This window comes from Pseudonocardia sp. SID8383, from assembly GCF_009864975.1.
In the GTDB taxonomy this organism is placed as follows: domain Bacteria; phylum Actinomycetota; class Actinomycetes; order Mycobacteriales; family Pseudonocardiaceae; genus Pseudonocardia; species Pseudonocardia alni.
Genome location: NZ_WWFY01000248.1, coordinates 1 through 3211 on the forward strand (window position 1 = coordinate 1; position 3211 = coordinate 3211).

Annotated in this window: 6 protein-coding genes; all 6 read left to right on the top strand. The window is 75.4% G+C overall.

Annotated elements, in window-relative coordinates; all coding sequences use genetic code 11:
* Positions 1-183 (top strand): hypothetical protein (locus GTW08_RS06045; RefSeq protein ID WP_161151547.1); only part of this gene is annotated, 183 nt, incomplete at its 5' end.
* A gap of 9 nt (positions 184-192) precedes the next feature.
* Positions 193-933 carry an enoyl-CoA hydratase gene (locus GTW08_RS06050; protein ID WP_073574806.1) on the top strand — a complete coding sequence of 247 codons (741 nt, stop codon included), beginning with the start codon at positions 193-195 and terminating at the stop codon, positions 931-933.
* A 230-nt stretch (positions 934-1163) separates the two neighbouring features.
* Positions 1164-1631 carry a L,D-transpeptidase gene (locus GTW08_RS06055; RefSeq protein WP_346009859.1) on the top strand — a complete coding sequence of 156 codons (468 nt, stop codon included), beginning with the start codon at positions 1164-1166 and terminating at the stop codon, positions 1629-1631.
* 67 nt (positions 1632-1698) lie between these two features.
* Entirely contained in the window at positions 1699-2049 is a 351-nt protein-coding gene (locus GTW08_RS06060) for a BlaI/MecI/CopY family transcriptional regulator (protein WP_062395191.1), read from the top strand.
* A gap of 79 nt (positions 2050-2128) precedes the next feature.
* Positions 2129-3034, top strand: a complete 906-nt coding sequence (locus GTW08_RS32650) for a M56 family metallopeptidase (RefSeq protein WP_073574808.1) — start codon at positions 2129-2131, stop codon at positions 3032-3034.
* On the top strand, positions 3031-3211 hold a 181-nt coding region (locus tag GTW08_RS06070; protein ID WP_161151549.1), incomplete at its 3' end, for a DUF6885 family protein. The genes GTW08_RS32650 and GTW08_RS06070, both read left to right, overlap by 4 nt.

Below are 3211 nucleotides of genomic sequence, written 5' to 3' on the forward strand. Positions count from 1 at the left end.
ACCGCCGCCGGTCCCGGGACCGAGCGGACGCGTCGGCTGACCGCGGCGCGGCTGCTGCGCCGGATCGACCAGCTCGCCGTCGGGCTGGCCCGCGAGCTGTGCGGGCAGACCTGGAGCGAGCCCTCTCCCGCCGCGCGCGGCGCCGGTCACGCGGACGGGTCCGGGGCCGCGGCGGCGGGTTAGGGTCCGGCAGTGATCTCCGTGAGCACCCACGACGACGTCGGTCTGATCGAGCTGAACCGCCCCGAGCGCCGCAACGCCCTGGACATCGCGACCTGCCGGCAGCTGGTCGACGCCGCGGCCGAGGTCCGCGCGGCCGGCGCGCGGGCGGTGGTCGTCGCCGGGAACGGGCCGGCGTTCTGCTCGGGCGCCGACTTCGGCGAGGTCTACACCGACGAGTTCCTCGACGCGCTCTACACCGGGCTGCACGCGGTCGCCGACCTGCCGATGCCGACCGTGGCCGCGGTGACCGGGCCCGCGATCGGCGGCGGGCTGCAGCTGGCCCTGGCCTGCGACCTGCGGGTCGCCGCCCCGGAGGCGGTGTTCGGGCTGCCGACCGCGCGGCTCGGTCTGGCCGTGGACCCGTGGACGATCGAGCGCCTGGTGCAGATCGCCGGCGGCGGCACGGCCCGCAGCCTGTTGCTGGCCTGCGCCACCGTCGACGCCGTCACCGCCCACGCCCGCGGTCTCGCCGACACCCTCGGCGACCGCGACGCCGCCCACGCCCTGGCCCGGGACATCGCGACCATGGCCCCCCTGACCCTGGCCTACAACAAGCGTTCGGTGGACACGTTCGGCCGTGGCGGCCACACCGACCCGGCGGTGGTCGACGGCCTCACCGAGGAGTTCCGCGGATGCTGGGCCGCCGAGGACATCGCCGAGGGGCGCGCCGCCCGCACCGAGAAGCGCGCACCGGTGTTCCGGGGCCGCTGACCGCGGGACCGGACGACGCAGCGACCGTCCGACGCATCTCGTGCACCGCCGATCGGCGGTATCGGACTCGCCCGTTCAGCTCAAGATCATGTTGGGCTACCGTGGGGAACCAGCCGGTCGCACTGTGCATCCGGTCGGTCCCGACGGGCCGGGGACGTGGGCCGTGCGCCCGGCGGAGGGGCGGACGGATGCGGGCACGGGGACGGAGCCGGACCACCGGACTCCTCGCGGTGGGCGTCGCCCTGACCGGCGCCCTGACCGCCGGGCTCCTGGCGGGCCCCGCCCTGGCCGAGCCGTCGGAGCAGCCCGATCCCACCGACCGGCAGGTCGCCACCGGCGAGCTCGTCCCGGGCACACCGTGCACCTCCTCGGCGCGGGCATGTGTGGATCTGGAGAGCCGCTCCACCTGGCTGTTCGACGCCGGTCAGGTCGTCGCCGGACCGGTCGCGATGCGCCCCGGCGACCCGGAGGCCCCGACACCGACCGGGACCTTCGCCGTGCAGTGGAAGGCCGAGCAGTGGACCAGCCGGGAACGGCTGACCCAGATGCCGTGGTCGGTGTTCTTCGCCCAGGGCGGCATCGCCTTCCACCAGGGCGACCTCTCCACCCCGTCGGCCGGCTGCGTGAAGCTCGCCGAGACCGATGCGCGCCGGTGGTTCGACCACCTGCAGGTCGGCGACCAGGTGCAGATCCACTGAGTCGCGCCCCGGGTGTGTGAGTCATCTCCCGGAGGGGTTCTACGCGCAGTAGAAAGGTTCGCGTAGGATGACCTTCGTGACGAGTCTGGGCGAGTTGGAGCGGGCGGTCATGAACGTTCTGTGGGAGACCGACCGGGACATGACCGCCCGTGAGGTGCAGGACCAGCTCGCCGACCGCGACCTGGCCACGACGACCGTGCTCACCGTCCTCGGCCGGCTCGAGCGCAAGCAGCTGGTCCGGCGGATCCGCGACGGCCGCGCCCACCACTACCGCCCGGTGGCCAGCCGGGAGGACCACGTGGCCGAGCTGATGACCGACGCGCTCGACGACGCGTCAGACCGGGGTGCCGCCCTCGCGCGGTTCCTCGGCTCGATGTCGGAGGAGGAGCGGTCGCGGTTGCGCGACCTGCTCGGCTGAGCCGCCGGCGTTCCACGAGCCCGTCCGGTCGCGGGGGTGATGCAGCGCCGCGCCGCGCACTCCGCGACGATGTGAGGCGATGCAGCTGACCGCGCTCGGACTCGGACTGCTCGGCGTACTGCTCGCCGAGCCGGTCAGTCGTGCCCTGGCCCGGGCGCGCTGGCCCGGCCGCGACCCCGTCGGAGCGCTGCTGCTGTGGCAGGCCGTCGGGCTCGGCGGCGGAATCTCGCTGTTCGGTGCGGGGCTGGCCTACGGGCTGTCGCCGATGGGGCACAGCCTGCCCACCGCGGCGGCGGCGCTGTCGGCATCGGTGGCGGCGGGCGAGTGGCCGGACCGGATGGACCCGCTGCACGTGGGTGCCCTGTTGATCGCGCTCGGGGTGCTGGTGCGGCTGCTGTCGGTCCTGGTGATCACCACGGTGCGGACGCTGCGGGCCCGCCGGCGCCACCGCGACCTGCTCGACGTGCTCGCCACGCCGTGGCCGCACGCCTCCGGTACCCGTGTCCTCGACCATCCCGTCCCGGTGGCCTACTGCCTGCCCGGGCGCAGCTCCCGGCTCGTGGTGTCGGCGGGGGTCTTGGACACCCTCGACACCGCCGGGGTTGTCGCGGTGCTGGCCCACGAGCGGGCGCACCTGCGTGAGCGGCACGACCTGGTCGTGCTCCCCTTCGTCGCGTGGGGGGCGACGGCGCCGTTCGTGCGCGGCATGGTGCACGCCCAGCTCGCGGTGGCCCGGCTGATCGAGATGCGGGCCGACGACGTCGCCCGCAGGCTGTGCGACCCGACCGAGCTGGCGACCGCGCTCAAGGCCGTCGGCGGGTCCGCGCCGGCGGCGGCGCTGTCGTCGTTCACCGACGCGTTGGAGGCCCGCATCGACCGGATCACCGCCCCGCCCCCCGCGCTGCCGCGCGTCGTGCACGGGCTGATCCGGCTGGTCGCCCTCGCGCTGGTCGCGGTGCCGGTGTGGCTGCTGGTCGCCCCATGAGCACTCCGGTGCCCGGCCCGGTCCGTGCGTTCCCCGGGGCGGAGGCGCTGCTGCGGGTGCACGCGGCGTCGCTGCCCCAGCCCGACCAGCTGGCCGGGCCGTTCGTCGCCCGGCTGCTGGTGGCCGCGCTGTCGTCGCTGCCGGCACCGACGGTGGCCGCCTTCGCGCACGCGGCGG

Excerpts from the sequence above, each read along its gene's own strand:
- GTW08_RS06060 (WP_062395191.1), top strand. The coding sequence starts at position 1,699 with ATGACCTTCGTGACGAGTCTGGGCGAGTTGGAGCGGGCGGTCATGAAC.
- GTW08_RS32650 (WP_073574808.1), top strand. The coding sequence starts at position 2,129 with ATGCAGCTGACCGCGCTCGGACTCGGACTGCTCGGCGTACTGCTCGCC.